The sequence below is a fragment of the Rhizobium leguminosarum bv. viciae USDA 2370 genome (genome assembly GCF_002008365.1).
Taxonomy (GTDB): domain Bacteria; phylum Pseudomonadota; class Alphaproteobacteria; order Rhizobiales; family Rhizobiaceae; genus Rhizobium; species Rhizobium leguminosarum.
Genome location: NZ_MRDL01000059.1, coordinates 49,326 through 72,466, shown reverse-complemented (window position 1 = coordinate 72,466; position 23,141 = coordinate 49,326). Strand labels below are relative to the sequence as shown.

22 protein-coding genes are annotated in these 23,141 nt (G+C 58.7%); 7 read left to right on the top strand and 15 right to left on the bottom strand.

Annotated features, from left to right (window positions below; genetic code table 11):
• Positions 1-57: 57 nt before the first annotated feature.
• The 9 genes from BS629_RS34485 to BS629_RS34445 form a co-directional block, all read right to left on the bottom strand.
• Positions 58-1,713, bottom strand: a complete 1,656-nt coding sequence (locus BS629_RS34485) for an alpha-keto acid decarboxylase family protein (protein ID WP_018245431.1) — start codon at positions 1,711-1,713, stop codon at positions 58-60.
• Positions 1,714-1,749: 36 nt separating this feature from the next.
• Entirely contained in the window at positions 1,750-2,574 is an 825-nt protein-coding gene (locus BS629_RS34480) for an MBL fold metallo-hydrolase (protein ID WP_018245430.1), read from the bottom strand.
• Positions 2,575-2,705: 131 nt separating this feature from the next.
• On the bottom strand, positions 2,706-3,722 hold the full coding sequence (locus tag BS629_RS34475; protein ID WP_184328248.1) for a sugar phosphate isomerase/epimerase family protein: 1,017 nt from the start codon (positions 3,720-3,722) through the stop codon (positions 2,706-2,708).
• Positions 3,723-3,850: 128 nt separating this feature from the next.
• The gene (gene iolE, locus BS629_RS34470; RefSeq protein ID WP_026188668.1) at positions 3,851-4,789 is read right to left on the bottom strand and encodes a myo-inosose-2 dehydratase; all 939 of its coding nucleotides are present in this window, start codon (positions 4,787-4,789) and stop codon (positions 3,851-3,853) included.
• 44 nt (positions 4,790-4,833) lie between these two features.
• On the bottom strand, positions 4,834-5,316 hold the full coding sequence (locus tag BS629_RS34465; RefSeq protein WP_018245427.1) for a hypothetical protein: 483 nt from the start codon (positions 5,314-5,316) through the stop codon (positions 4,834-4,836).
• The gene (locus BS629_RS34460; protein WP_018245426.1) at positions 5,313-6,431 is read right to left on the bottom strand and encodes a ferritin-like domain-containing protein; all 1,119 of its coding nucleotides are present in this window, start codon (positions 6,429-6,431) and stop codon (positions 5,313-5,315) included. The genes BS629_RS34465 and BS629_RS34460 overlap by 4 nt, the downstream gene beginning before the upstream one ends.
• A 100-nt stretch (positions 6,432-6,531) precedes the next feature.
• Complete coding sequence (locus BS629_RS34455) at positions 6,532-8,403, bottom strand: GMC oxidoreductase (protein ID WP_018245425.1); 1,872 nt, start codon at positions 8,401-8,403, stop codon at positions 6,532-6,534.
• 97 nt (positions 8,404-8,500) lie between these two features.
• Positions 8,501-9,934: a glycoside hydrolase family 15 protein gene (locus BS629_RS34450; RefSeq protein WP_026188667.1), complete on the bottom strand. Its 1,434-nt coding sequence runs from the start codon at positions 9,932-9,934 to the stop codon at positions 8,501-8,503.
• A gap of 306 nt (positions 9,935-10,240) precedes the next feature.
• Positions 10,241-10,585 carry a helix-turn-helix domain-containing protein gene (locus tag BS629_RS34445; protein WP_018245423.1) on the bottom strand — a complete coding sequence of 115 codons (345 nt, stop codon included), beginning with the start codon at positions 10,583-10,585 and terminating at the stop codon, positions 10,241-10,243.
• A gap of 182 nt (positions 10,586-10,767) precedes the next feature.
• Here BS629_RS34445 and BS629_RS34440 point away from each other — a divergent pair, with 182 nt between their 5' ends.
• Together BS629_RS34440 and BS629_RS34435 are read left to right on the top strand one after the other, a co-directional pair.
• Positions 10,768-11,406 (top strand): acyl-homoserine-lactone synthase, encoded by a 639-nt coding sequence (locus tag BS629_RS34440; protein WP_018245422.1) that lies wholly within the window; start codon positions 10,768-10,770, stop codon positions 11,404-11,406.
• A 163-nt stretch (positions 11,407-11,569) separates the two neighbouring features.
• The gene (locus BS629_RS34435) at positions 11,570-12,295 is read left to right on the top strand and encodes a helix-turn-helix transcriptional regulator (protein ID WP_018245421.1); all 726 of its coding nucleotides are present in this window, start codon (positions 11,570-11,572) and stop codon (positions 12,293-12,295) included.
• Positions 12,296-12,311: 16 nt separating this feature from the next.
• Here the strand turns inward: BS629_RS34435 and BS629_RS34430 are convergent, their stop codons facing one another.
• Positions 12,312-12,776 carry an Lrp/AsnC family transcriptional regulator gene (locus tag BS629_RS34430; RefSeq protein WP_003550368.1) on the bottom strand — a complete coding sequence of 155 codons (465 nt, stop codon included), beginning with the start codon at positions 12,774-12,776 and terminating at the stop codon, positions 12,312-12,314.
• Between the two features lie 126 nt (positions 12,777-12,902).
• On the opposite strand from BS629_RS34430, the gene alr reads away from it, so the two are divergent.
• The 3 genes from alr to BS629_RS34415 all read left to right on the top strand — a co-directional run bounded on the left by alr (position 12,903) and on the right by BS629_RS34415 (position 16,419).
• Complete coding sequence (gene alr, locus BS629_RS34425; RefSeq protein WP_018245420.1) at positions 12,903-14,036, top strand: alanine racemase; 1,134 nt, start codon at positions 12,903-12,905, stop codon at positions 14,034-14,036.
• A 29-nt stretch (positions 14,037-14,065) separates the two neighbouring features.
• Positions 14,066-15,316, top strand: coding sequence for a D-amino acid dehydrogenase (locus BS629_RS34420; protein ID WP_018245419.1), 1,251 nt, complete (start codon positions 14,066-14,068; stop codon positions 15,314-15,316).
• Positions 15,317-15,399: 83 nt separating this feature from the next.
• Positions 15,400-16,419 carry a helix-turn-helix transcriptional regulator gene (locus BS629_RS34415; RefSeq protein ID WP_018245418.1) on the top strand — a complete coding sequence of 340 codons (1,020 nt, stop codon included), beginning with the start codon at positions 15,400-15,402 and terminating at the stop codon, positions 16,417-16,419.
• Between the two features lie 84 nt (positions 16,420-16,503).
• Here the strand turns inward: BS629_RS34415 and aptA are convergent, their stop codons facing one another.
• On the bottom strand, positions 16,504-17,838 hold the full coding sequence (gene aptA / locus BS629_RS34410) for an omega-aminotransferase AptA (protein ID WP_018245417.1): 1,335 nt from the start codon (positions 17,836-17,838) through the stop codon (positions 16,504-16,506).
• 143 nt (positions 17,839-17,981) lie between these two features.
• Here aptA and BS629_RS34405 point away from each other — a divergent pair, with 143 nt between their 5' ends.
• Entirely contained in the window at positions 17,982-18,530 is a 549-nt protein-coding gene (locus BS629_RS34405; protein WP_018245416.1) for a cupin domain-containing protein, read from the top strand.
• Here the strand turns inward: BS629_RS34405 and BS629_RS34400 are convergent.
• From BS629_RS34400 to BS629_RS34385, 4 genes are all read right to left on the bottom strand, one after another.
• On the bottom strand, positions 18,527-19,309 hold the full coding sequence (locus BS629_RS34400) for a pyrroline-5-carboxylate reductase (RefSeq protein WP_018245415.1): 783 nt from the start codon (positions 19,307-19,309) through the stop codon (positions 18,527-18,529). The two genes, BS629_RS34405 and BS629_RS34400, sit on opposite strands and share 4 nt — an antisense overlap.
• 216 nt (positions 19,310-19,525) lie before the next feature.
• A complete protein-coding gene (locus BS629_RS34395) occupies positions 19,526-20,107 on the bottom strand; it encodes a TadE/TadG family type IV pilus assembly protein (protein ID WP_018245414.1) in 582 nt (193 codons plus the stop codon).
• Position 20,108: 1 nt separating this feature from the next.
• Complete coding sequence (locus BS629_RS34390) at positions 20,109-20,639, bottom strand: TadE/TadG family type IV pilus assembly protein (RefSeq protein WP_018245413.1); 531 nt, start codon at positions 20,637-20,639, stop codon at positions 20,109-20,111.
• On the bottom strand, positions 20,636-21,997 hold the full coding sequence (locus tag BS629_RS34385; RefSeq protein ID WP_026188666.1) for a TadE/TadG family type IV pilus assembly protein: 1,362 nt from the start codon (positions 21,995-21,997) through the stop codon (positions 20,636-20,638). The genes BS629_RS34390 and BS629_RS34385 overlap by 4 nt, the downstream gene beginning before the upstream one ends.
• A 688-nt stretch (positions 21,998-22,685) precedes the next feature.
• Here BS629_RS34385 and BS629_RS34380 point away from each other — a divergent pair.
• A complete protein-coding gene (locus BS629_RS34380; RefSeq protein ID WP_018245411.1) occupies positions 22,686-23,099 on the top strand; it encodes a hypothetical protein in 414 nt (137 codons plus the stop codon).
• Positions 23,100-23,141 lie beyond the last annotated feature (42 nt).

Here is a 23,141-nt window from a genome sequence, read left to right as displayed (position 1 = left end):
TTGCGTAAAAACAAAAGGCTAGGGCGGTTCCGCGCTTCCGCCAAAAGCTGAACAGCTCTAGCTTGCTTTCCAGTTCGCATTATCGGGGATCGACCGCTGAGGCACGACGACCTGGATGATGGACGGACTGTTCAGGTTTTCTTTGGCGCCATTTATGGCTTCCGCCAGTTCGCCATAGGTGTCCACCTTCCAGCCTTGGCAGCCAAAAACCTCTGCCAACTTGCTGTAATTCCATCGGTGCAGGATGCATGAGTTGTAGAACGGCTTGTTGCCATGGAAAACCGATGCATCGGCAAGCCATTGCTCCACGCCATAGATGCCGTTGTCCATCACGAAGATGATCGGGTTGAGATTGAAGCGGGTTTGTGTCGAGAGGCATTGAGCGGTCATCTGAAACCCGCCATCCCCCGCAAAGACCAGTAGCCTCTGTTTATCTTGCTTCGCCAGCGAAACGCCGGTCGCGGCCGGGCCGATATACCCGATCGCCGAATAGGATGATTGTACGATGAAACCGCGGCGAGCACCGACTTCAAGAAGCAGGCTCCCGAAATAGTTCAAACTCGCGTCGGCACCAACGATAGTATTTCCGTCGATCTGCTGCTGAATGAAATCGTAGAAGCCCTGATAGGTAATTTCGCCTGCCGGATTCACGACCGGCGCTTGCCGGGCTGTTTTCGCCGGAAGACTTTGGGCTTTGCACGTCAGCCTCTTGTCAATCAAGCCGTTGACGAGATCCGCCAGCGAAACCTCTGCGTTGAAGATCGTGCCATATTTCACTGTATCCCAGGAGGCGAATGCGGTTTTATCGAGATCGATAGGCCAACCCAAATCATTGATATCAGTCAACCAGACGCCCAGCGCCAATACGAAGTCGGAGTCTTTGACCAACGACTGGACATAGGGTGACGACGATTCGCCATCAAACACCCCGGCAAATTGGACATCGTCTTCCGATAGGATGGCCTTGCTCAAAAGCTCGGTCACATAGGGAATTTTGAGGTCCCGAATGAGCCGTTCCGCCTGGTCGTGAAGGCCAAACCGGTCGATCTCGACACCGATCCAGATCAGGGGTTTGGTGGCATTTTGCAATCTTTCGCTGATTTGCGTGATCGACTGATTGAGACTGCCCTCGTCGGATATGTCTGGCGCCGCCTTTAATGCATTCGACGGGCGCGCGCATTCCAGGTCCACCATATCCTCCAGCAACTCGATATAGACCGGACGTCTTTCCGTGATGCACTGCGTCAGCGCATAATCTATGAGCATAGGCGCAAGATGAGGGCTATCGATGCGGACGGCAGCGGCCGTTATGTATTCGAACACCTGAAGATCCGTTTCCCGCCCGCTGATGAAGTGATGCGAACTGTAGCCGGTTTGTTCGAATGTGAGCGTTTTCTTGATGCTTGGCGCACCGTTGATCAGAACGACCGGCACTTTCTCGACGTAAGATCCGGCGATCGCATTTGTTGCGCAAAGCGAGCCTGCGGAATAGGTAACGCAAAGCGCACCAATTCCTTTCAGTCTCGCATAGCCGTCAGCCGCATAACCGGCATTCAGTTCATTCACCTCTTCGATGACCTGAATACCGCTTTTCTCGACATAACTGTTCACCCATTCGATCGAATAATCGCCCGCTACGGAAAACAGGTGCCCCAGGCCCAGTTCACGAAGTCTGTCGACTAGATATTGCCCAACCGTGTATGTATCGCCCATGTTCCAACGGCTCCCCTGTTGACGACAATTGACGTATTAAAACTCGCTCGCGTTATCGAATAAGCGCGGTATGTATATGTCGAATATTCCGGGGCATTTTCGTTCGGGAAATCTTTCCAGCATGAAGCGCTTGAAAGCATCATTGGTGAGTCCGTTGCCGGCGGCCTCCATGGCGACGGACAGATACTCTATATTTTTGGCAACCTCGTTCTTGTCAGCCGGAAAGCCGTGACCGGGAAGGAACAGGTCATAGTCGGACAGCAGCATACCCTGCAAAATCCCAATCCAATGCTCCATGTATTTCGTCAGATAAAGGTGCGTTCCGCTGTAGATCAGGTCTTGCGCAATAAAAACGCCGACGTCCGGAAGACCGATGGTGAGAAGAAAATCGATCTCCGTATCAACGACTTCATCAAATATGTATTTGACTCCGTCGATGATTTCCGCGCCGGCGCGGACAGTTTTTTCGGGGATTACCAAGCTCTTCGGAGCGAGATCGCCCATTTTCCAATGGTCATTGACGGAATCTTGTCCGTGCTGCCTCAGGAACTCTTTCGTTTCCGGCAATGTATAAATCGGAATGTCGCTGAATGCGGCTCCCAGGCCAAACCAGTGGTCGGGGTGCCTGTGCGACAGGTAGATCCGGTCGATCTCCTTGCCGATACTGTTGGCATACTCCCTGAATTGCAGCGCATAGGGAACGAGGAATTGCCCATCGACAAGAACAAGCTTGTTCCTGCTTTCGATTATGTGCGTTGCATTGGCGATGTTGTCATCCGTGAAAGCTGAAATGAAAGTATGAATACGGACATCGCCTGCTCGCCTGACGATTTTAATGGGATCCGGCAATTGCGTGACCATAGGTATCTCCCTGATTGAAGGTCGTTTGCTAAGGTTTGATGTTCACCCCGGCATGGCGGAGATGAGGGCTCCCCTGGCCAACATTCCCGGGTTGTTCCAACATGTGCGCCCGAGCGCCATCACGGATGAGATCAACGGCCTCGGGACGCGATCTTTTCCTCCAATGTCTTCAGGGCGGCGCGCGCAACGTCGTAGGCGCTGTCGACGCCCGCCTCCGGCGCGTCCTCACCGGGCCGCCAGAAGCGTCTGCGCGTCATTCGCATCGAGCTCTCGAAGGGTGGAATCGCGTTGAAGACTTCAACGAGATAGGGGCCGGAATAGACCGGCTCGATTTCGTCCAGCATGATCTCCCAGGGAATCCAGCTATCTCTAACAGCGCCCCGGTCCGGCGCTGAGATGTGAACGTAATTCAGCCGCTTCCGCTGTACGGCACGGGCGACATTTTTCCTGAAGATTGCCGGCCCCTGGCTTTCCATCACGACCTGGGCTGTATCGATCGTGACGCCACAGACCGGAATGTCGGCGCTTTCGAGAAAATCCAGCGCTTCCGAGACCATGGTCGGCCCGGGCGTTTCCCAATTCTTGACGGGTTCGATGGCGAGCTTCACCCCTTTCCGCGCAGAATATTGCGCCAATTCCTGGAATATGGAGACCGCCGCCGCGTATCGTGGCTTCATCCAATCCTGAAGCGCATCGCTCCAGATCCCTTCGCCGTCATCCGTCAGCGGAAAGATACCATAGGGGTACAGGAACGGCCCTGACATGATCGTATTCTCCCCGCCCAGCACCGAGGTGATGTCGACGCGGGATTTGAGATAGGACAGAGCCTGCTTGCGCTGTTCCTCGTAAGGCGAGGTCGGATCGAAGGTTCGCGTGGTCCCCACATTGGTTGTGAACTTCACATCCCGGAAGCCCGCCTGATCGAACGCCCTCTTGAGGCTGATATAGCTTTCGACCTCGGTGTGATGACCGACATGGGCCGGTCCTGGGGCGATATGCACATCGAAGCCGGTGTAGCCGATCTCGGTCAGAGCTTTCAGATGTCTGACGAGAACCTGGGTATAGCCCGCGTCATTCGGCCTCAAATCGGCTGTAAACATAAAGAAGCTGAAATATATATCTCGCCTGCGTGCCTCTTCCATCTTCATCGCTCCAGCTGTCGCTATCCAGTAATGCGTGGTTCAGGATGATGTCTCGCCCGACATTGTCATGAGGCGAGATCCGTCCCCACCTCCTCCACATCGCCATCGGGCTGAAACAAACACTCCGCGCCGGGCTACCATCCAAGCAGCTTGCGCAGATATTCGCGGCCCATTTTCGCGTATTGCAGCGGATTGGCCTTGGCCGGGTCCTGCTCTGCTTCGACGCAGATCCAACCGGCGAAATCCGCCTCGGCCAACGCATCGAGGATTTCCGGAAAGGTCTCTATGGAGCCGTCGCCCGGGACGGTGAAGATCCCCGCCTCGATCCCTTGCTGGAAGGACAATTCTCCGGTGTGCATCTCCCTAACCACCTTGGCGCGAAAGTCTTTCAGGTGAACATGCTTGATGCGGTGGGCGTATTTTCTGGCCAGCGCCAGCGGATCGACACCGGCAGCCGCCTGGTGCGCGGTATCGAGAAGCATGTTCACCAGGCGCGGATCCGTCTCGTCCATGAGCCGGTGGATCGCTTCCGTCTTCATCACCCCGGTCCCCAGATGCGGGTGATAGCAGAGCCGGCGGTTACGGGCCTTGGCTTTCTCTCCCGCCTCATGCAGGCCTTCGATCAGCTGCTTCCACTGGTCCTCGGAGAAATCGGGGCAATTCGGAAACAGGGCAACGGGGAGCGGATTGACCGCTCCGCCAAACTCGGCGACGACCAGATCGGCCCTGCGTGGATCGTCGCTGCCGCCTTCCATGGCTTCGAGGAAGTCGAGCTGAGCATCGACATTATCAAGCGTATGACGCTTCATCGCATTGATGGTGAAATAGGTGCTCACCCAAGGCTCGGAAATCCGCAATCCCCTGAGTTCGAGGACAGGCCGCAATATTTTCGGATCCGTCGGATATTTATGACCGACACCGCATCCGACATAGCCGGCGAGTGCCATTTCACTCAGAGCCTGCTCGTAGGGGATGCCGATGTCGATATTGATGAAATCGTCATTCCACCAGAGCGTGGGGATGACGCCGAGCCAGACCTTGGCGGGCGTCAGTCGATGCAGATGTGTTGTCATGGCAATCATCCAGTTCTTTGAAGACAAGCGGAAATGGCGTCAGGTCAGGTTTTGGAATCGAGAGCCGCAAAAGCTGGAATTTTCGGTGGAAAGGCCCAGGAGCCGAAACCAGGCCCCTTGGCGCCTGCGGGGTGGGCTCCGATCGCCTTCCAGAGCAGACCCTCGACATAGGCATCGGGAGAAACGACGAAGGTGGTATTCGCAGCCCTGGGGCCAAAGCGCTCCGTCCAGGCGGAGGACAGCTCGAACCAGGTGCCGGAATACCAGAGCTTGATCAGCGCGCGGGCCACGTCTCCCAGCAATTCATTGCCCAGAATGGTCGTGCGCACTGCCTGGATACGGGCCTCACCTTCCGGCGGTGGCAGGGCGGTGAAAGCGGCCAGCAGCGCCTCGGCGACCTCGCCGCCGACCACCTTGTCGAGCGTGGCGAGATAACGTTCCGCCAGGCCCGTTCCCAGAAGATCGAACTGGGAGAAGGCCGTCAATTCGACGGAAAGACCGAGAAATGCCTCGAAACGGTTGCTCATGCGTTCACCTCCGCCTGCCGGGTGACGGCTGACTGTTTGATACCGCCGGGGATCTCATAGGTGGGGCTGCCGTTCTTGTCGGGATGTTTCGGCAGGGGATTGCGGATGAGTTCGAGGATCATGTTGCGGAATTCGAACATCATCGGAACGGCTTCCAGCAGCAGGCTCGGCTGACCGTTATAGGCACGCGTCAAAAGCTGGAGAAATTCGCCATAGCGCGTGTTGAAGGCGATCGCCGCCTCACGCAGTTCCGAGCCTTCGTATATGTCCTTCACTTTCAGGTTCTCTTTTATGGGATAGGCGCCTTCCCAATCGACCTGCAACTGCGGACCTGTGGGGTGTCCGGGCTGGTCGCCCTTCTGGTAGTAGCGGCCTTTGACCAGTTCCTCGAAACGGTAGTAGTGGGCCAGTTCGTGGTCGTCATCGTCGTAGATACCGCCACCGTCGCCTTCGCCCTGTTCAATGATGAGGTCGATGGCTTCCAAGGCGCTTTTGAGATCGGTCACGGGAAACAACTCGCCGCCGCCGGAATAATAATATTCCGAGCTGATCTGGCGCGAACTGTCGCCGGTAAAGATGGTTGTGCCCGCCCCATGCGCTTCGGCTTCCAGGTATTTGATGCCCTCCGCGATGGTCGAGTAGAACTCACCGATACTGAAGAAATGGAGGTCCTCATGCCTTGGGTGGCTGGCAAGCGCGGTGATATCAGGGGGAGTTTTGCGATATATCAGGCCCTTGCCGACGAGATGTTCAGGACGCTGAGCCGGCCGCTCGATTTTCAGGAAAGTCGCCAGCGCCTCACGGCTGAAAGCCTGGATACTGACCTTGAAATCGGTCTCACCGTCCGGCAGGGCTGCGGGATAGCGGGCTACGAAGTCCGGCCTGACAAGATCCGGCGTGCCGCCGATGGCATTGAGAATATTGGCAGCAATAGTCAGATGCAGCATTTCTTCTACGACGATCACGCGCAGAACCTGGGTCGCATCCTTGTTGACGCCGGGCTTGATCGAGTAAAGCGCCGTCAGATACGGCGGAATCGTCGCATGTTCGAGCTGCATCGCCCGATAGAGAAACTCTTTCAGCTCATCGAGCGTCTTAATGCTGTAGGAATACATGCTCAAGCTCCATGAAAGATAAGTTGGGTGCACAGGTCGGCTTCGTGTCGCTTGCGTCGAGCCCATCGGTTCGTTCCGCGCAGCGGATGCCGGTCTTCATTCAATGCAGAGACTTCAGAATGTCGCGGCCGCTTCGGAAGCACATGGCGGCCAGCGTCAAGGTGACATTGGCCGTGCCAATCGTCGGCATGCTGCCGCCGCCCACGAGATAGAGGTTTTCGTGGTCCCAGCTGCGCTGGTTCTTGTCCACGACGGAATTGGTCTTCGTCGTTCCCATGATATGGGTGCCGGCCAGATGATTGCCGCCGCGGATCGCATAGCCTTGCCCCTCATAGGCCACATAGCCGAAATCGCTGGGGTCGTATTTGGTATGATCCTGCGCGCCCAGACGCGTAAAGACGGTGCGCGCAAACTGGCGGCCATAGGCGGCACCCTTCATGGTATATTCCGGAACCGTGAAGGACAGGATGGGCCGCATGTTGCCCAGAGCATCGGTATATTGCGGATCCACCGCGATGCGGTTGCTTTCGACGGGCATGACCTCGATCATGAATGCCAGCAGTAACTGCCGCGAAACCTGGTCGATCATGCCGCGCCGAAGATCCGCCCCGTAGAGGTTGTGATCATCCACCAGTTCGAGAAGGTCGGAGGTCGGCGCACCCGTGGCCCAACCCCAGCCGTCGTTATGGATATCGATGGCGAAGGCGGCCTGCCTTTCCCGGAAAGGGCCGTCCCGCAGGTCCACGATACCGCCCGTCGAACTGGTTCCGCGCATCGTGCCGCAGATTTCCGGCATCAGCGCCCAGTTCAGCAGATAGGCGTGGTCCATCAGATTGCGTCCGACAAGACCGCTGGTGCTGCGCAGGCCGGAGGCCAGCATGAGACGCGCCGTTTCGATCGCGCCTGCCGCAAGCACGAAAACCTTGCCCTTCACGGTGATGGTCTCGTGGGCCGGTGAGGCCGGGTCCTTGTAAATCTTCACCTCGAGAGAGCGGACTTTCCCGCTATCCGGATCGATGTTGACCTTCGATGCGACCGCCTGCGGCAACAGTTCGACAAGCTGCTCGCCCCTTTTCCCGTTTACCGCGAACGCCTTGGCAAGCGTTTTGCCGGAGTGGTAGCGCGCTTGCACGGGACAGAGCGGTACGCAGTTGGTGTTGCCCTGGCAGCGACCGCCCTCTTCGACCTGATGCGTATCGACTGCGCCGATGGGGCGGTAGCCCTTCCCACCGTCATAGGCCGGGTTCGGTATGCTGTTGCGCCCCTGCGGATAGGGCCTGACCTTCAGGGGATAGGTCTTGTCGTAAAGTTCGACACTGGTGCCTTCGATGCCCTTGTTGACCTGCTGATCCAGATAGGAAAGCGGCAGGCCGCGCATGGGAAAGACATAGTCGCCCGGGAAGGTCTGCCCCAAATATTGCTGATCTTCGACATCCGCCGATACGCCGATTTCCCGCTCGGCCAGGCGGTAATCATCCTCGACTTCCTCAAAGCTCAGCGGCCAGTCCAACCCTTGGCCGAAAATGGTGCGCGTTTTGAAATCCGAGCGAAGCAGGCGGGGCGTTTTCGCCTCCCAGTGCATGGTCGTTCCGCCGAAAATGCGGGTATATGTCGTATCGCTGACATAGGGGCCGGATTGAACGATATAGGTCGAGCTATTGGTTTCCCCCGCCTGCAGCTTGCGAAGCTGAGGGCTGCGGGGCATGGCCGCGTTGGCATTCAGCGGAAAGGGCGACTGGTTGTCCTTGGAGGCTGCCGAATAGAACGTCGTCAACAGATTGTCATAGCCTGCCAGAGTGCTATTGGCACCGGTTCCGGCTTCAAGGATAAGGACACGCTTGCCCGCCTCCGCAGCCTGCTTGGCAATGATTGCTCCGGAAATGCCGCTGCCGACGATGACGATATCGTAGTCGTCAGACGTAGCAACGGTCTTGGCATCGGCTTTTATCGCGGATTCGAGGGGAAAAAGCACGTTGGTCCTCCATTATTCCCGGAAAGCCCGCATCAGGCTTTGCGGATCATGCCGTTCTGGATTCAATCGAGATTTCAGGCCGGACGGCCCGAAATCGTCATGACCTCGCGCCGCGGGAGTTTCGGGGTTTGGATTTGGCAGCGGCCGGGGCGGCGGCGGAGCGGGCTCTGACTGCCGAGAGAAAGGAGGCGTAGCTCCAGGTCAGATTCCGGACGCTTTTCTCGTAGCCAACGGTTCCATCGAACTGTTCGCTCAGCTCATAGTGATCGCTGTGATAGACGATGGCGCGCAGCATGCCGTCGGACGAAGCCCGCAAGGCAGCGGACGCGTCGGCGGCGCTGCTGGATGCGCCAAGTCCCAGTTCCGCGAAGAAGGGTTCGGAGAATTGATCGATGGGGATGGCGCCGCTGGCCGCGATGGCATTGGCGAGCCGGTATTGAAACTCGGCGAAGTTGGCGGTGCACAGAGCCCAGGGATGCCCACCGACCACCGGGGCCGCCACATCGCCATCGTAATGGTCGCCTGGATAGCGCCCGAAGAGTGGTCCGAGCCCTTTGGCCGCGTCGGCGCCATTGATCGGGTAATAGTTCGAAGATGAAGGATCGGCCCACTGGCGCCGCAGGATGGCCGCCGTTGCCAGAAGCTTGGTATCGGTCGGCTCGATCCCGCCATAGCAGACCGAAGAGACGATATCGATATTCGCGTCGTAACCGGCTTGCTCCGCGGCGTCCAGAATGCTCACATAGAGCTGCCCGTTCCAGTGGGTGGCCAGCTGGCTTTCCAGCCAGGAGATGGCATCGGCCACCCCGGCAGACACGGCAATACCGATCGTGTTTGTGGAAATTTCCCGGAAAAAGCGCAGCTGTACGGCTCTTGCGAAAAAGGAATAGCCCTCATATTCCTCCCAGAGATTTGTGGTCTTGTTCTGGTAAACTTCGAGAAGATAAGAGAGGTTTGTCTCGACCAATTGTTTGGCGATCGTCTGCGTGGCGCCATCCAGCTGATCGAACAAGGTCAGGATCGCAATCGACTGAATAGCCGGCCCGTCATTCTGCTCCGACCACGGACGAACCTCGCCGGTGATGGTGAAGCAGGCATGGCCAAGTGTGACGGTCGCGGAATTCTTCGCATTCGCCTGGCAGAGTGCGGCGAAGTTCACGTAGTCGACCAGGCTCGGCAAAACCCCGCCCGGAACGGGCAGCAAGCCGGCAAGCGCGATCTCGATGGCCGTAATGGCTCCGTCGCGGACCCAGTTGAAAACATAGTCCTGGTCGACACCCGGCGTGTTCGCGGGATAGGAGGGGGCGGCGATGACGCAGCCGGGGGCCGAAAAGACGCCGGGCGATGCCGGATCCTCGATGACATAGCCATCGCTTGTGATGTTGCGCATCATCAGAAGAGAAAAATAGCGCGACAATGCAACCAGATCGGTCTGCGCGAAGGCAGGCTGCGGTTTGACTGCAGGCGCAGTGGCGCCGATATGGGCCGGGTTCGCCCCTGTCATTGACTGACTCCAAAGCGCAACTGTCATTGACTGACTCCAAAATCGGTTGAGACTTGCTGGGACCAGATCGAGGAAATATTCCGGATCCGGATGGGAGAAATATTGCGGCCTTGCGCACAGCGTATTGATAGGTTCACGTCAAAAGCCGACGCCAACGACCCTTCTGCGTTGAGAGTGAAAACAAGGTCTCTGCGGCGGCGAGGGCAGGGCGGGCTGGCCGCCCTGTTGTGCCGCCGTTGAAGCTTTAACTAGAAAGATCGTCGACGATCTGCTTTTTAGCAACCTAAACGTGTTGACCTCAGGTCAAAAAATCTCACAGAATTGCGCTTGGCGTTACGGGTGCTCAGGAGGGATGGATTCGACCAGCCCAGCGAGATTGGACCGTGTTGCCGCAGACCGGTTGCGCAACGCCAGAACCATTTGCAATTCCGTGGCGGAGATCGCGCTGTTCCTATGCCAGTCCATGGTGCCCCGCCCGAGCAGCAGCCAGTCGAGGGAGACATCCAGCAGGTCGGCGAGCGCGCAGGCGCTTTCCAGCGAGGTATGGCCACCATTCTGCCAGCGGGAGACGGCGGCGACGGACACGTCTAGTTCGGCCGCCAGGGCGTGAACTTTCCGGAATTTGCCCCGGGATATCGCCTCTCGAATACGTTTGCCGCGTGCCATGTCGTGGGTCATCAAGAATCCTCCCGTTGGTTGCGTTAAAATTGGCAATTACCAAGAGCTTTCGATCGACGAACATCAGAAACTTCTTATGAAAGGGGAAGGCAAAGCGAAGCACCGGTCAACCTGGTGAAATATCCAGATTGCGCCCGGTCGACCTCCTGTTGTGAAACGTCAGCACATCAGGAGGGACGGATATGTTGCGGATACTCACCAAAGACATGCTCGAGACCGATCGACGTGCTTTCGATGAAATGTTCCGGGCACGCGCCGCCGTTTTTCGCGATCGGCTAGGATGGCAGGTCGATGTCCGGGACCAGTGGGAAAGGGACCGATACGACGAGGCGGAAGATCCCGTCTATCTCGTCACGCAACGACCTTCCGGCACGCTGACGGGTTCGCTGCGCCTGCTGCCGACCACAGGAGCGACGATGCTCAAAAGCGAGTTCCGGCATTTCTTCGATCAGCCTATCGACGTCGATAGCCCGACGACCTGGGAATGTACCCGCTTTTGCATTCATCCGCTCGCCGGACAGATAGACCAATCGCGCACGGTCGCCACCGAACTGCTCTCAGGGCTTTGCGATCTTGCGTTCGACACGGGTATCGAAAGCATCGTCGGCGTCTATGATGTCGCAATGGTCGGGGTGTACCGCAGGATCGGCTGGAGGCCGACGCCGCTTGCCCGATCCCGGCCCGAGATCGGCAAGCTGTATGTCGGACTATGGGACGTGACGGCGGACAATTGTCGGACACTTCGGGCCAACCTGTCTCGACTTCTGGAGCAAGCCTCTCCCAATCCTGCCAGAGCTCTCGCCGATAGCGGCATGCGGTAAGCGTCGTCGCTGTTCTGCCGCCCAGCAGTGGGATAGGTCTCGCCAGCTCTTTAACCTGTTCTTCACATCGCGCCATGGTTGCCATAAAATATGCTGTTCTCGGCAACCGCGAAATGTTACCACTGCGAGCAGTCAGGAAAACACGCAACCACGAGTCCATCTCATGCTGAGCAGTTCTCGTTTTTTCTACAGTTTGGACCGAATTTCCGCATCGCCGACATTGCGGGATCTCGAAACGACGCTGGATGAAGTCCGCCACATCTATGCGATATCGCACATGGTTCTGCATGTGACCCGCTCCTCGGGGGCGACGGCCAGCAATCCATTGCTGATGTTGACCTACCCGCCCGAGTGGGTGAAGCAATATCTTGAGCGGGACTACTTCAGCATCGATCCCGTCGTGCGCCTCGGCCGGCGCGGCTTCCTGCCCGTGGAATGGTCTGCGTCTAAATGGGATTCAGGCCAGGCATATGGCTTCTTCAAGGAGGCTATGGCCTTCGGTGTCGGCCGGCAAGGCGTTACCCTGCCGGTGCGCGGACCTCACGGAGAGCGATCACTGTTTACGGTGACCTCCAATCACCCGGACGCCTACTGGCGACAGTTCCGCATGGACAGCATGCGCGACCTCCAGTTTCTCGCCCACCATCTTCACGACAGGGCAATGGTTCTGTCGGGGATGAGAAAAATAACCGATTTTCCGCAATTGTCGCGCCGCGAACTGCAATGTCTTGAGATGACGGCCAATGGCTTGCTCGCGAAGCAGATTTGCGCCCGCCTGTCCATTTCGGTAAGCGCGGTGCAGCTCTATCTCGCCTCGGCGCGGCGGAAGCTGACCGTCGCCACGACGAGCGAAGCGGTCGCCAAGGCCACGGCGCTCGAACTGATATAGGCTTGAAGATCGCGGTTCAGCGCCGGCCCCTCGTGCGCGTCGCCAGAACATTGCGGATCGAGAAGCTGGAATGGATCCTGAGGACGCCGGGCAAGGTCGAAAGGATCTCTTTGTGGATCCGCTCGAACTCGCCCGCATTGGCAACCTCCACCCGCAACAGATAGTCCGAGCCACCCGTCATTAGAAAACATTCCCGGATCTCGGGATGCCGGCGAACCGCCGCCTCGAGGCGATCAAGATAGTCCTCCGTCTGGCGCTCTAGGGTGATGTTGATGATCACGGCGATCATCTCATCTGCATTGCCGGTGTCGACCAGCACCGTATAGCCGCGGATCACGCCTGATTTTTCCATGATCTTGATGCGCCTGAGGCAGGCCGAGGGAGAGAGGCCGATCTCGGCGGCGAGCTTGGCGTTGCTCATGCGCGCATCGAGGCGCAGCAGTCTCAGGATATTGCGATCGATCGCGTCGAGAGCGGGCATGAGAGATTGTTCCAAAGTTTCGTTGATGATGCGGTTAATAAGCAAATCAAGCAATAATCGACTACTGAATGATAGGCAATTTCGCTCATTATTTCATAAACTCCTTGAAATCGAAAAGGGGTGGACATGGATAGCGATATTTTGGCTTCCCGCACACGCATCGCTACGACCGCGCAGGGAGCCACGGGCTATCTGACGATCGATCTTGCCGCCCTCGGCCGCAACTATCGCAAGCTGGTATCGATGCTGGGGCCGGTCCGTGCGGGCGCCGTCGTCAAGGCCGATGCCTATGGCCTCGGCGCCGAGCGGGTCGCGAGAACGCTCTACGGCGAAGGTTGCAGGCATTTCTTCGTCGCCCAGTTTGTCGAGGCCGTGAGGCTCCGGCCGGCTCTTGCGCAGGACGCTCAGGTTTTCGTGCTGAATGGCTTGCAGCCGGGCAACGAGATCGCCTGCGCCGAGATGGGCATCGTCCCGGTTCTCAATTCGCTGGCGCAGTGGCGGCAATGGTCGGCGGCTGCGCGCATTCTGAAGCGCTGCCTGCCTGCTGTCCTGCAGTTCGACACCGGCATGTCGCGGCTCGGTTTTCCCAGGGAAGAGCGAGCAGAGCTGGCCGCGGCCCTTCGCGATGGCACCAATGTCGAAATCCTGTTCATCATGAGTCATCTGGCGTCGGCCGATGACATGGATAGCGAGCAGAACGGCGAGCAGTTTGCCGAGATGTCCCGTATTGCCGATGAATTTCCGGGCTTCGACATTTCCTTCGCCAATTCCGGCGGCGTTTTCCTGGGCGAGGCCTATTACGGCGTGCTCGCCCGCCCCGGCATCGCGCTTTATGGCGGCGCTCCGAACGCCGGCGAGAAGAACCCGATGGAGCCGGTCGTCAGCCTTGATGTCGCCGTCGTGCAGACGCGCAGCGTGCCGGCGGGTGCTAAGGTCGGCTATGGCGGCGCGCATGTCACGCAACGCGAAACGCGTCTCGCCACCATTGCCGCCGGCTATGCCGATGGGTTGCCGCGGAGCCTCAGCGACTGCGGCGCCGTTTATTTCAAGGGCATTCGCCTGCCGATCGTCGGCCGCGTGTCGATGGACAGCGCGACCGTCGACATATCAGCGCTGCCCGAAGGCGCTCTGACCTTCGGTAGCCTTGTCGAAGTGCTAGGCCGCCATCAGACGCTCGAGGACATTGCCCGCGACGCCGGCACCATTTCTTACGAAATCCTAACCGGCCTGGGCGATCGTTATCACAGGCAATATCGCTGAGAGCCGGCGGCTCCATCATTGGGAACATCATGAAGGTCATCGTTCTAGGAGCCGGCATCGTCGGCGTCACATCCGCTTATCAATTGGCCAAGGCCGGCCATGACGTCACCGTCGTTGACCGGCAGTCGGGTCCGGCGCTGGAGACGAGCTTTGCCAATGCCGGGGAAGTCTCCTTCGGCTATTGCTCGCCATGGGCAGCGCCCGGCATTCCTATGAAGGCCATGAAGTGGCTGTTCATGAAGCATGCGCCGCTCATCCTGCGCCCGAAGTTAGACATGGCTATGCTCTCCTGGATGGCAAGGATGCTGTCGAACTGCACCTCCGAGCGCTATGCGATCAACAAAAGCCGCATGCTGCGCCTTGCCGATTACAGCCGCATCGCGCTCGCCGAACTTCGCGCGGAGACCGGCATCGCCTATGACGAACGCATGCAGGGAACCCTGCAGCTGTTCCGCACGCAGCAGCAGCTCGAGGCCTCGGCAAAGGATGTCAAGGCGCTGGCTGCCGACGGCATTCCCTATGAGGTGCTGGACCGGGACGGCTGTGTCCGCTTCGAACCGGCGCTCAGGCACGTGCGCGACAAGATTGTCGGCGGTCTGCTGACGCCGAAGGACGAAACCGGCGATTGCTTCAAGTTCACCAATGCGCTGGCTGCCAAGGCCGAGGCGCTCGGCGTCCGCTTCGCTTACGGAACGACGATCAAGGCGCTGGATGTCGAAGCCGGCCGGGTGCGTGGGGTCATCACCGATCGTGAGCGGATGAGCGCGGAGGCGGTGGTGATCGCGCTCGGCAGCTATTCGCCGCTGCTGCTCAAGCCGCTCGGCATCCGGCTGCCGGTCTATCCTGTCAAGGGCTATTCGCTCACCATCCCGATCACCGATGCGTCGCGCGCGCCGGAATCGACCGTCATGGATGAGACCTACAAGATCGCGATCACCCGGCTCGGCGACCGCATCCGCGTCGGCGGCATGGCTGAAATATCAGGCTATACCAATGATCTCGGCTTGGCCCGCCGCAGCACGCTGGAACATTCAGTTACCGATCTCTTCCCCGGTGGCGATATTTCCAAGGCCTCCTTCTGGTCCGGCCTGCGGCCAATGACGCCTGATGGCACGCCGGTCATCGGCCCGACAAAAGTCGCCGGCCTCTTTCTCAATACTGGCCACGGCACACTTGGCTGGACCATGAGCACCGGTTCGGCGCGGCTCATCGGCGACCTCGTCAGCGGCCGCCAGCCGGAAATCGACGCGAGGGATCTCGCAATCAGCCGCTACGGCTGAAACCGCCCGGGTAACGCAAAACAAGATGAGCATGATTGCGCAAATCCATTATCACTTGTGAACATCGTCTTTAGAGGTCCCGTATGTCGGTTAATTCTCATATCCAGAACAATGGCGGCCTCACCCGACAGCTGGCGGCGCAGAACATGTCGTTTCGGGAAACGGCGCACAGCGGAACAGACCCGGACGAGCTCTCGGAGATATTGTCGACACCAAACTCCCCGATCAAGGTTTCGGCGGAAGGCAATATGCCCATTGCATTCCACTGCAATTTCATCTCCGTCGGAGAGGTAGCAGTTGCCGACTGCACCTATGAAGGCACGGTTCTCGTCAGGCGGGAGGCGCCCTGCGACAGGATGATCGTTTTTCTGCCGATGGAGGGAAACGCATGCTTCGACGGCATGAGGGAGCAAATATATTCGGTTCCCGCTCGTGGCACGATCCTTGAAGCAGGTCGTGCCACAGGTGCTCGCCTGTTTGGCCCCCGCCGTCATTTCGGCCTGTTCATCGATCAGGCAAAGATCATCAGCCACCTCACGCAGATGTTCGAGCGAACGATCAGCGGCGATATCGATTTTCATCCTCACATCGATCTGACGGCCGGCCCGGGGCTTGTATTGCAGCAGCTTGTCTCGAGCCTCCATCGCGGCCTTAGCGGCAACGGGCCGCTGCAACGGTCGCCGCTGGCCGTCGGCTCGCTCTTCGACGCGGCGGTCTACCTGCTTCTGGAAAGCTGCCCCAATCGCTATTCGAACCAGCTTGCGCTCCCTGCTCCGGCACCAGCCCCACGCCATGTGAAATGGGCGATCGACTTCATGCAGGAACACATCGCCGAGCCGATTTCGCTCAACGATATCGCGATGGCCGCCAAGGTAAGCGTTCGCACTCTGCAACAGGGTTTTCGGCAGTTCAGGGATACGACTCCGATGGCCTACCTGCATGAACTTCGCATGGCCGCGGCCCATCGCGATTTGCTCGCGTCTGATGCGAAGCAAGGCATTGCCGACGTCGCGCTCAGATGGGGATTTACGCATCTGGGGCGGTTTGCTGCCGAATACAGGAAGCGTTTCGGCCAACTACCGTCACAGACCTTGAAGCGCTGAGCTCCGTCTCGGTGTGCCGGATGGTTCCGTCGACGATGGACCAGGCGTCCGATCGCCGACGGGAGCGGCACGCGGGATGCGGATCTATGCCGCGCGCTTCAGGGCATCGCCAAGTGTCGAAACAATTCTGTCGATCTGGGTTTTCTCGATAATGAGCGGCGGGGAAAGGGCGATAATGTCGCCGGTCACCCGGATCAGCAGGCCCTTGTTGAAGCAGTCGACGAAGATTTCGTAGGCGCGGGTTCCCGGCGCGCCGTCACGAGGAGCCAGTTCGACTGCGCCGACCAGTCCGAGATTACGGATGTCGACGACGTGAGGGAGGCCTTTCAGCGAATGGAGGGCCTCTTGCCAATACTCGGCCAAATCGGCTGCGCGGGTCAGCAGGCCTTCCTCCTCGTAGATCTCCAGAGTAGCGAGCCCGGCCGCGCAGGCGACCGGATGGCCGGAATAGGTGTAGCCATGGAAGAGTTCGATCGCATTATCAGGTCCGACCATCAGGCCGTCATAGACCTTGCGGCTGGCAAAGACCGCGCCCATCGGGATCGTGCCGTTGGTGATGCCCTTTGCCGTGGTGATCAGGTCGGGCACGACGCCGAAGTAGTCGGTTGCGAAAGGCGTGCCGAGACGCCCGAAGCCGGTGATGACCTCGTCGAAGATCAGCAGGATTCCGTGCTTGTCGGCGGTTGCGCGCAGCTTCTCCAGATAGCCCTTCGGAGGCAGAACGACGCCTGCCGATCCCGACATCGGCTCGACGATGACGGCCGCGATGGTTTCGGCGCCGTGCAACTGCACCAGGCGCTCGAGATCGTCCGCCAGTTCCACGCCGTGAGCGGGAAGGCCCTTTGAAAATGCATTGCGCCCGATGTCGAGCGTATGGCGCATATGGTCGGCCGGTATTTGCGGGAAGACCCGCCGGTTGTTGACGAGACCGCCAACGGAAATGCCGCCGAACCCGACGCCATGATATCCCTTCTCACGCCCGATGATCCGCGTGCGGGTGCCCTGGCCGATCGCCCGCTGATAGGCGATGGCAATCTTGAGCGCCGTATCGACCGATTCCGAGCCTGAGCCGGTGAAGAAGATCCTGTCGAGCTTGGCTTGCGGGCCGCCCGGCGCGTTCGCAGCCAGCTTCGAGGCAAAGTCGAAGGCGATCGGATGCCCCATCTGGAAGGTCGGTGCATAATCCAGCGTTGCAAGCTGTCGTTCGACGGCTTGGGAAATCTTCTTGCGGCCGTGGCCGGCATTGCAGCACCAGAGCCCGGCCGTGCCGTCAAGCACCTGATTTCCATCGATGTCGGTGTAGTACATTCCCTCGGCTGCTGCGAGAAGCCGCGGTGTGGCCTTGAATTGCCGGTTCGCAGTGAACGGCATCCAGAAATTTTCAAGTACGGGTGCGTTCGTTTTGCTGAGCTGGTCCATCCTGGCCTCCTTTGGGGTGGCGCCGAGAATGGCAATTTCTCCCTTTCAAACAAGTCCTTTTCTTTGTCGGCGCAAACTGTTGAAATTCAAAGGATGTAAAGATATAATTTTGGATATTCTGGACAACACAAACGAACCGCATCATGTCAGTCGATATCGGCAACCGTCTTCGCCATCTCCGCATCGCCCATAAGCTTTCCCAGCGTGAGCTCGCCAAGCGCACCGGAGTGCCCAATTCGACGATCTCGCTGATCGAATCGAACGCCTCCAATCCCTCGGTCGGAGCCCTGAAGCGAATTCTGGACGGCATCCCCATCGGTCTGGCGGAATTCTTCGCCTTCGAGCCCGAGCGTCCAAGGAAGGCCTTCTATGCCGCCGAGGAGCTGGTGGAGATCGGCAAGGGCGCAATCTCCTACAGGCAGGTTGGGGAAAACCTGTTCGGACGCAGCTTGCAAATCCTCAAGGAATGTTACCAGCCGGGCGCCGACACTGGAAAGGTTCCCCTTGTTCACGAGGGCGAAGAAGGCGGGATCGTGCTCTCGGGAAGGCTCGAGGTGACGGTCGATGACGAGCGGCGGATCCTCGGGCCGGGTGACGCCTACTATTTCGAAAGCAGGCGCCCGCACCGCTTCCGCTGTGTCGGGCCGGTGCCCTGCGAGGTCATCAGCGCCTGCACGCCGCCGACGTTCTAGTTCCTGCCCTCGATCCGGGCAAGTACTCCGTCGAGTGCAGCGGTCAGGGCGGCAAGGCCGCCCTTCTTCTCGAAGTCTGAGTAAACCTGCTCGTTAAGTCCGCCCTTGGTCGCAAATTCGCGGCTCAGCGCGCTGAACGGTTCGTTGCCGGGGCTGTTCGCTTTCTGCGCCAGGCTTGCAAAGAGCGGGGCAATGTAGGCCTGTCCCTTCGCCTTTTCGAGGCCGCTTCTTTCCAGCCAGACGGCAACCTGCTCCATGATGCCGAAATAGGTCGACATCATTGCGCTCGCTGCCGCGAGAAGATCATATTCCTTCCTCGACTGGCATTGGACAGCCGTTCCGAGCGCATCGAAAAGCGCTGCGACGGCGGTATCGGGCGGATAGATGGCCGTGACGCCTTGCCGGCCGGCGACGAAGGGCAGGGGTATCGCCTGCACGAGATGCACGTCGGCGCCGATCCATTCGGAGAGGGCCTGGCGCTCCGTTGCCGCAACGAGGCTGACGACCATTTGGCCATCCCTGAACGATAGCGCGCGCACGACCTCCTCGGCGACCTGCGGCCGTATCGCCAGGAATACCATGTCGCTGCGCTCGACGACGTCCTGATTGTCCTTGGCAATTCTCACGGCGGCGAATTCGTCAGCCAACGTCGCGGCGATGTGAGCGCTGCGTGGAGACACGTGAATCTCGGATGCATAGGCCGGCTCAGTGAGAAGCCCGCGAACCATCGCTTCGGTAATCGCGCCGGTGCCGACGAATCCAATACGGTCGATTTTCATTTGATTGCTCCGCAGCCCGCAGCCGGCCCTACGCGACATCACCGCGCCAAACCAGATAGCCTCCAACACGACGAAGGCAGCGGTTGCCGTCTTCACCCAACTCCCCCGCGACTATGCACCCAGCAAGCTTTGGGTCAATGCCGTCCGCCGTAGCTGTATGGCGGACTGTTGGGAACGATCGGCCCGCAGAGGACGAAATCCGACAGACTCTGGAGCTTACTTGTAAGTGATCTTGTCGCCGACCCTCGGGCGATTGAAGTAATGGCGATCGAAGCTGTAGCCATTCTGCCCGGTGAAGTTTGAAAAGAACGCCGAGACCGGCGTCGTCAATGTGTACTGCACCCTGGTCAGCACCACCTGTACGCCGTCATCCTGGATCTCCGAAGGGACCTCGATCGTGCTCGCCGTGCCGGAGTTCAGTGCGGAGGTGTTGAGTGCTGCAGACCAGTTGACCGTGGCGCTGCCGCTCTTGGCAATATCGTCCACCGCGACGGTGATCGTGAGCCCTGTCGTCTCATAGGGCTGCAGGATGAAGCTGGCGCCGGAGAGAAGTTTGGCGACATCGGACTTCGTCCAGGAGCCCTGCTGTGAAATCATATCGCCTGTGGAAGAGGCGATCTCGTCTATCTTTCGGCTGACCGTGAGCGCATGGCCGAGATCGACGGTGCCGAACAGCAGCATCACCAGGATCGGCAGGACCAGCGCGAATTCCACGCCCGAAGCCGCCGACCGGTCGCGCATGAGATGACGGGCGCGGGATTGGGCGAGGCGGAAAAGGGACTGGCTCCGTTTCATCATGTCAGAAAGGCTCGTTGCGGAAGAGAACGGAAGATCCGAGTAGGTAGCGGCCGTCGGAAAGCTTGGCGCTCGACAGGCTGAAGAAATTGACGACGGCTGTCCATGGCAGGAACGTCTGAACCAGGATGTAGTCGCTGCCCTTGCCGATATCATAGGTCTCGGTCACAGTGAGATTGCCGCTGTCATCGATGGGATCCGTGCTGGCGGCGGACGAGAGGTCGGAAAGCACGATCACCTTGACCAGGAGACCGCTGGAGCAGCTGAACGAGAGAAGCATGTCGTTGCAAATCCTGGCTTTGAAATCGGCCAGCGTAATCTTCGAAGATGCAACCTCGCCGGTGCGGATCATCCGGGAGATCTTGTGAACCGAAGCGTCCAGCGCCGAATTGACGAAGAACATCAGCGACACTTCGATAATGCCGAAAATCATGATGAAGAGCGGCAGAGCCAGGATCGCAAATTCGATCGCAGCGACCCCTTTGCGATCGCCAAGCAGCCGGCGCAACGATGCGAAGCGTTTCCCTCGTCTCATTGGGTCAGCCGGACGGATGCGAGATATTGGGTGAATAGCGCCGACAGGCCTGCCGTGATCTCGGCCGACGACGAGGCTGAGAGGAACAAGCTCTTGGACGATGCGCAGTCGGAAAGCGCATAGGGGATGTAGTCGCGCCTGGTGATGCTGGTCGACACGCCGCTTTGCATGGTACCACCATAGGTGCCCTTCCAGTTGGCGCTTGCCATGGTCGAGCCGACGGTTGCGTTGTAGCCCCAATCCGAAGTGAGCGGCAGGTATTCGGTGTAGAGAACCGCCATGGTGGCGGACTGGTTTTTGACGTAGGCGCACCAGTCCGGATTGAGAGGCGCCACCTTGTTCCAGTATGCCCCATACGTCGCCTGCCCGTTCTTCCATGTCACCTTGTCGGTCACCCATTCGCGCTGCGATTGAACGCCGTCCGTCAGCAAGAGAACCAGCTTGAGCGGCGAGTTTGAGGAGGTTCCGTCCCCGCCGGTCCCGACCTTCTGTTTGAGCGTTGCAAGCGACACGTCAAAATAGGTGGCTGCCTTCGAGGTCGCGCTTGTGAGGCCGTAGCTTGAGGTTGTGAGCCGGTTGCGCGCCGTGTCCGTGCTCAGCGTCGGGGCGAGAACTTCTGTGAGCGTATCGCCGAGGCTATATAGTCCGACCTTGATCCGTTGATGGTTGCTGTCTGAGGTGTCGATCAGGGCAAGCACGTCCTTGACGGCATCGCCGGCGACATCGGCGCGCAGCTTTATGCTCTTGGCCGTGCTGTATTCATAGTTGTTGTTGTATGTCTTGTTGCCGATTTTGTGCGCATCGCCCGTGTGGCAGGCGAACTGGCAGCCGATGCCGGAATACATGGTCGACTGGCCGGCCGTTGTTGCTGCTAGAAGCATCGACGGCGATGTGTCGATGACGATGTAGACATTGAGATAGGAGGTGGCCGGCCCCTTGACGGCGCTTGCCACGCTGACGTCAACGGTGTCGATGTTGGCGATCTTCATCAGCGTCGTCGGAACCGTGCCGCTGGCCGTCGCCGTGATCTTATGGTTTGACGTATCGATGTCGATGTCGCCAAGCGTATAGCTGTTTTCGACCTGCGCGTGGAACCAGTCGGAAACCTTTTGCTTGAGAGCGACGGCGTCGTCGGTATCGATCTCTTTGACTGCGGCGATCAAGGCCGTGTCCAGGTCGCTCTGCATCCTCTGGCGGACATTGTAGGTACGAATGTAGTCAAAGCTCGCGCCGACTGCGACGATCATCGGCACCAGGGTGAGGGCAACGACGATCGCGACATTGCCGCCCCTGTCCCTTCCGAGACCGCGAAGGGTTTTGAAGACCCGATCAACTGAATATGAAAGATCCGAGCGCAAAAAGACCACCGTCAATAAGTCATACTAATGTGCAAGAAGTATCAAAATTGCTTAAGTCTTTGTTAATTCCTGCGTTTTCCGATGGAATGCAGACCGCAAAAGCACTGTTTCGTGCGCAAATTGTATATGTTTGCGAATTTTGGATAGCCGTGGAATGACATCTCTCTCATTCATGATTGCGGGGATCCGCATGCGTGAGTGAAGCCGGAAGCGGGGACACGCCCGGCGCCATCCGCGACCTGGCGGTTTCGTTCGACAGAATGAGCTATCCAATCATGGAGATCAGCGCTTTGGCGGCAGTTTTCTGCTCTTTCTCGGGCTGAAGACCTGCACAAGACCTTCGATCAGGCCGTGGGTTTCGTCGCGCTGCAGCAGGAAGCCTGCCTTGCCCTCTTCCGACAGGGCGGTGCGCCGTCTTCGGTAGGACCTTCAGGATTTGATTTCCGCGAAATAGATGGGCTTCAGATATCAAGGAAAAGTTCGTTGGGAGTTTTCGTGGTTGCCATCGTGCCTCCTGTTACTGGCCAATGAAGCCGCCCAGCGCGGCAACAGTTCACTTTCTCAGACTACGCCGAACTGGTCGGGAAGCTCACGTAACGCTCGCTTCGTTGGACACTTTTGCAAAGGGCTTGCCCTCCTAGGGCGCAACTCCATTTTTACCCGAGAACCAAATGTAAGGAGGACAACCATGCCACCTCGCAAGTCCCCTAAATCTGCTACCCTCGAAGCCGCCGGCCCGAAAATCGGCAGCCCGGTACCAAAGGGCATCGTGAATACTGCGACGGGAGAAGTCGGGGCCGCTGTCCAGCCCGCTTATGATCCTGGCGAAGAATTCGCAGCCGTTCGCAAGCAGCTCGAAACGTTGCAGAAGCAGGTGTCGGATGCTGCCCAGTCTATCAAGAGTGGCGCGCGGAAAGCTGCCAGGCAGACAGAGGCGACGGTGAATTTGTATCCTGTTTCGACGATGATTGCGGTCGCAGCCGCCGTCGGGGCGATCGCCTTCGCAATAGGAGGGTCCCGCTCGGCGCCGCCCCGCTCGCGTTACGACCGCGTGCTCGATGAGATGCGCGATCTTTACGACAGGGTACGAGATCGGATCTAGGTCGTTTCGGGATTGCGAATAAGGTGATTCTCCGCCACGCTT

What these genes read in the sequence shown, in the direction of transcription:
- BS629_RS34485 (WP_018245431.1), bottom strand. Translation starts at nt 1,713, where the DNA reads ATGGGCGATACATACACGGTTGGGCAATATCTAGTCGACAGACTTCGT.
- BS629_RS34480 (WP_018245430.1), bottom strand. Translation starts at nt 2,574, where the DNA reads ATGGTCACGCAATTGCCGGATCCCATTAAAATCGTCAGGCGAGCAGGC.
- BS629_RS34475 (WP_184328248.1), bottom strand. Translation starts at nt 3,722, where the DNA reads ATGAAGATGGAAGAGGCACGCAGGCGAGATATATATTTCAGCTTCTTT.
- iolE (WP_026188668.1), bottom strand. Translation starts at nt 4,789, where the DNA reads ATGACAACACATCTGCATCGACTGACGCCCGCCAAGGTCTGGCTCGGC.
- BS629_RS34465 (WP_018245427.1), bottom strand. Translation starts at nt 5,316, where the DNA reads ATGAGCAACCGTTTCGAGGCATTTCTCGGTCTTTCCGTCGAATTGACG.
- BS629_RS34460 (WP_018245426.1), bottom strand. Translation starts at nt 6,431, where the DNA reads ATGTATTCCTACAGCATTAAGACGCTCGATGAGCTGAAAGAGTTTCTC.
- BS629_RS34450 (WP_026188667.1), bottom strand. Translation starts at nt 9,934, where the DNA reads ATGACAGTTGCGCTTTGGAGTCAGTCAATGACAGGGGCGAACCCGGCC.
- BS629_RS34445 (WP_018245423.1), bottom strand. Translation starts at nt 10,585, where the DNA reads ATGACCCACGACATGGCACGCGGCAAACGTATTCGAGAGGCGATATCC.
- BS629_RS34440 (WP_018245422.1), top strand. Translation starts at nt 10,768, where the DNA reads ATGTTGCGGATACTCACCAAAGACATGCTCGAGACCGATCGACGTGCT.
- BS629_RS34435 (WP_018245421.1), top strand. Translation starts at nt 11,570, where the DNA reads ATGCTGAGCAGTTCTCGTTTTTTCTACAGTTTGGACCGAATTTCCGCA.
- BS629_RS34430 (WP_003550368.1), bottom strand. Translation starts at nt 12,776, where the DNA reads ATGCCCGCTCTCGACGCGATCGATCGCAATATCCTGAGACTGCTGCGC.
- alr (WP_018245420.1), top strand. Translation starts at nt 12,903, where the DNA reads ATGGATAGCGATATTTTGGCTTCCCGCACACGCATCGCTACGACCGCG.
- BS629_RS34420 (WP_018245419.1), top strand. Translation starts at nt 14,066, where the DNA reads ATGAAGGTCATCGTTCTAGGAGCCGGCATCGTCGGCGTCACATCCGCT.
- BS629_RS34415 (WP_018245418.1), top strand. Translation starts at nt 15,400, where the DNA reads ATGTCGGTTAATTCTCATATCCAGAACAATGGCGGCCTCACCCGACAG.
- aptA (WP_018245417.1), bottom strand. Translation starts at nt 17,838, where the DNA reads ATGGACCAGCTCAGCAAAACGAACGCACCCGTACTTGAAAATTTCTGG.
- BS629_RS34405 (WP_018245416.1), top strand. Translation starts at nt 17,982, where the DNA reads ATGTCAGTCGATATCGGCAACCGTCTTCGCCATCTCCGCATCGCCCAT.
- BS629_RS34400 (WP_018245415.1), bottom strand. Translation starts at nt 19,309, where the DNA reads ATGAAAATCGACCGTATTGGATTCGTCGGCACCGGCGCGATTACCGAA.
- BS629_RS34395 (WP_018245414.1), bottom strand. Translation starts at nt 20,107, where the DNA reads ATGATGAAACGGAGCCAGTCCCTTTTCCGCCTCGCCCAATCCCGCGCC.
- BS629_RS34390 (WP_018245413.1), bottom strand. Translation starts at nt 20,639, where the DNA reads ATGAGACGAGGGAAACGCTTCGCATCGTTGCGCCGGCTGCTTGGCGAT.
- BS629_RS34380 (WP_018245411.1), top strand. Translation starts at nt 22,686, where the DNA reads ATGCCACCTCGCAAGTCCCCTAAATCTGCTACCCTCGAAGCCGCCGGC.